This is a genomic window from Flavobacterium sp., from assembly GCF_044338735.1.
Lineage (GTDB): Bacteria > Bacteroidota > Bacteroidia > Flavobacteriales > Flavobacteriaceae > Flavobacterium.
Genome location: NZ_JBIIWV010000191.1, coordinates 1 through 3,703 on the forward strand (window position 1 = coordinate 1; position 3,703 = coordinate 3,703).

The following is a 3,703-nucleotide window of genomic DNA, read 5'->3' on the forward strand; positions in this document are numbered from 1 at the left end:
CGGCAGAAGATATTGATTATTCTAATAAAGCAGATGAGCGATTAACATGTGATTATCAAGGTGATGACATGCAAATTGGGTTCAACTCGCGTTTCTTAACTGAAATGTTGAACAACTTGTCTAGCGATGAAATTCAATTAGAAATGTCGATGCCTAACCGTGCAGGAATTTTAACTCCTGTAGATGGACTAGACGAAGGTGAAACCGTAACTATGTTAGTAATGCCAGTTATGCTGAGCAATTAATAAAAATCTAAACCAACCTTAACTTAAAAACCACTGAGCAGTAATGTGAAAGTGGTTTTTTAATATAGTTTAACCACAAAGAGCACAAAGAAAGCACAAAGGACACAATGATTTTTTAGAACGAAAAAAAACGCTGTGAAACTTCGCGTCAAACTTTGCGAGACTTTGTGTAACTACAAAAAAACTTCCAACTTCCAACTTCTAACTTCTAACTTTGATTTATCTTTGCACAATAAATTACGAACATGATTCCACAAGAAACCATAGTTGCCTTAGCCACGCCTTCGGGAGCGGGAGCAATTGCCATTATTAGATTATCTGGTAAAGAGGCTATAACTATAGCAGCTCAGGTATTTGAATCGGTTTCAGGAAAAGACATAACAAAGCAAAAAACACATACGATACATTTGGGTCACATCGTTGATGGAACTAAGATCTATGACCAAGTTTTGCTTTCGATTTTTAAAGGTCCTAATTCGTATACAGGAGAAAATGTAGTTGAAATATCATGTCACGGATCTGTTTTTATTCAACAACAAATCATTCAGTTATTGCTTCGTAAAGGAGCAAAAATGGCACAAGCCGGAGAATTTACCTTACGTGCATTTTTGAACGGAAAACTAGATTTATCGCAAGCCGAAGCTGTGGCCGATTTAATTGCTTCCGATAACGAGGCGAGTCACCAAATTGCTATGCAACAAATGCGCGGTGGATTCAGTAATGAAATTGCCAAATTACGTGAAGAACTATTAAATTTTGCTTCCTTAATCGAATTAGAATTAGACTTCGCCGAAGAAGATGTTGAATTTGCCGATCGAACCGCTTTTCATGAATTAATTAATCGAATTGAATTTGTTCTGAAACGATTAATTGACTCATTTGCAGTAGGAAACGTAATTAAAAATGGGATTCCAGTGGCTATTGTTGGCGAACCAAACGTTGGAAAATCAACTCTATTAAATGCTTTATTAAACGAAGAACGCGCCATAGTTTCTGACATTGCTGGAACAACTCGTGATACTATTGAAGACGAATTGGTGATTGCAGGTATTGGTTTCCGATTTATTGATACGGCGGGAATTAGAGAAACAATAGATGTGGTTGAAAGCATTGGAATTCAAAAAACATTTGAGAAAATAGAGCAAGCGCAAGTGGTTCTTTTTTTAATTGATAGTTTACAATTGATAATTGAAAATGAAAACAAATTTAAAATTGAAATTGAAAAAATCAAGAATAAGTTTCCTCAAAAACCGCTTGTAATAATTATTAATAAAATAGATTTTTTAAACGAAGAGCAACATAAACTCCTTTCAGAAAAATTATCCATTATTAATTATCCATTATCCATTTCAATTTCCGCCAAACAAAAAACAGGTATTGATGAACTTAAAAACACCTTGCTTTCATTTGTAAATACGGGTGCTTTACGCAATAATGAAACTATTGTGACCAATACGCGACACTACGATTCGTTATTAAAAGCGTTAGAAGAAATTCAGAAAGTAAAATGGGGCTTAGACGCTGGTATTTCATCTGATTTAATGGCAATTGACATCAGAAGTGCTTTATATTTCTTTGGCGAAATTACCGGTGAAGTAACTAACGATGAGTTACTTGGCAATATTTTTGCTAACTTCTGTATCGGAAAATAAGCATCATCCTCTTTAAAAAATGGAAAAATATAAATAAAAAAACCACGTAAAACGTGGCTTTTTTATTTATATTCAAATGAACTTTATTTTAATAATCTCTAACAACATGGGCCACACCATTAATGACATGGGATCCTGTTGAATTGGTATACGTTCCATTAAAAGTAATATCAATATACTGACCAATTGCACCTACACTACTTAAATTAAACGAAACCGCATTAACCGTTTGGATGTTAATTCCACCGGTTTCTGGAGATTCAATTGAAAATGATGAGGTAGTATAAATTCCGGGAATATTAGTATTGCCAAATAAATAAAATCGCTCGTTAGTATTTGGAGAGTTTGCATTAAAGCCGTTAATAGATAATCCTGAAGAATTTGTTCCAGATGTAGTTCCTACAGTAGCCGTAATGTTAGCTATTATGTATCTTACCGGATTAGAATCTATTCGATATGAAATAAATTCTGAAATGGAATTACAAGCTGTAATATTACCCACATTTGTAATTGGAGTAGTAAATGTAAAATTAATTGGATTTGTTGTTTGCAAATTATCATAATCAAAGCCTTCTAAACTAAAAGCTGTATTAGTAGCACTACAAACTAACATGGTCAAACTAAAAGCACCATTAGTAACTGTACCCATTAAGTTTTGATTTCCATAGCGCATTAACACATATCCATTAGTTACATTTGTTCCATCACATTTAAGAAGATTTCCTTGAACTAATGTTGATTGAATGGAACTATTAGAGAGCACTAAATTTGGTAAAGTAGTATCAGCAGAGAAAGGCCCAATAGAAGTAGTACTCACTGCATTTTCACAAGAATCAAATACCACCATTGTTAATGTTTCATTGGCAGGAACTAATCCACAAACTTGTCCTTGACTGTTTGTAAATCCGTTGACCGTATAAGTATTTGAAGCTCTTCTAATACCTACTTTTACATTTGATAAAGGCACACCATTAGAATTTACAACTGTAACACACAATCTCACCGTTGGAAATTGAGCATCGCAATTCCACCATGAAAAGTGAGAAACAGTACCTACATATTTAGTTCCTTGCTTAGTAGCAGCTCCTTCTTCCTTCCAGTAGCCAAGTGTTTCATCAAAATACCAAAGTGGAATGGTGGCTGGTGCAGACGCTAATTGTGAAGTTGAAATTGGCATTTCTATTTGAGCAGTTGTAGAAAGTTGCAATTTTTGTGAAGCTGCACCTCTCAATTCTATATTCATCATACCAAACGTTTCCAATACGCGTTCCTCACCGCTTGAGTTTGCTGCCAATAACATACCTGGCATTTTATCAACAGATGTAGGATCTGAAGGATCAAGGTGTTTCATTATTACACTCACCACTCCAGTATAGGGTTGACCCGTTTCTGTTTTAAAGTTGCCATCAAAAGTGACTTTAGATCCATTACCTAAAGAAACACTTCCTGAAGTACCTGAATTAACTGTTCCAACGATAGTTCCCGACAATAAAGTAATGCGAGCGTAATTCATTCCGTTTGTAGGAACTAACGAACGTGATCCGTCTAAAAATCCTGTTTTTCTTGCTTTAATAAATGCAAATTTTTCATGAACAGTTGCATTATTTATGATGAAAACACCATTTCTATCAGTATTGGCTGTTTTATTTCCAACAGTAATTACAACATTAGCTACAGGGATATTACTTTCATCAACAATTTGTCCCGTAAAACTTTTAGACACTTCATTTCCAAAATTTAAAGGTGTGTCTACTGAATTTTCATCAATTCCTGAATCATTACTACAACTGCTGAATAAAAAAGGAA

At 34.4% G+C, this 3,703-nt stretch carries 2 protein-coding genes and 1 pseudogene; 2 read left to right on the top strand and 1 reads right to left on the bottom strand.

Annotated features, from left to right (window positions below):
• Both ACIQZC_RS09835 and mnmE read left to right on the top strand, forming a co-directional pair.
• A pseudogene (locus tag ACIQZC_RS09835) lies at positions 1-245 on the top strand (DNA polymerase III subunit beta); the annotation flags it as partial.
• A gap of 245 nt (positions 246-490) precedes the next feature.
• Entirely contained in the window at positions 491-1,897 is a 1,407-nt protein-coding gene (mnmE, locus tag ACIQZC_RS09840) for a tRNA uridine-5-carboxymethylaminomethyl(34) synthesis GTPase MnmE (RefSeq protein WP_396139051.1), read from the top strand.
• A gap of 88 nt (positions 1,898-1,985) precedes the next feature.
• Here mnmE and ACIQZC_RS09845 read toward each other — a convergent pair.
• The coding region (locus ACIQZC_RS09845) for a hypothetical protein (protein ID WP_396139052.1) at positions 1,986-3,703 on the bottom strand (1,718 nt) is incomplete at its 5' end.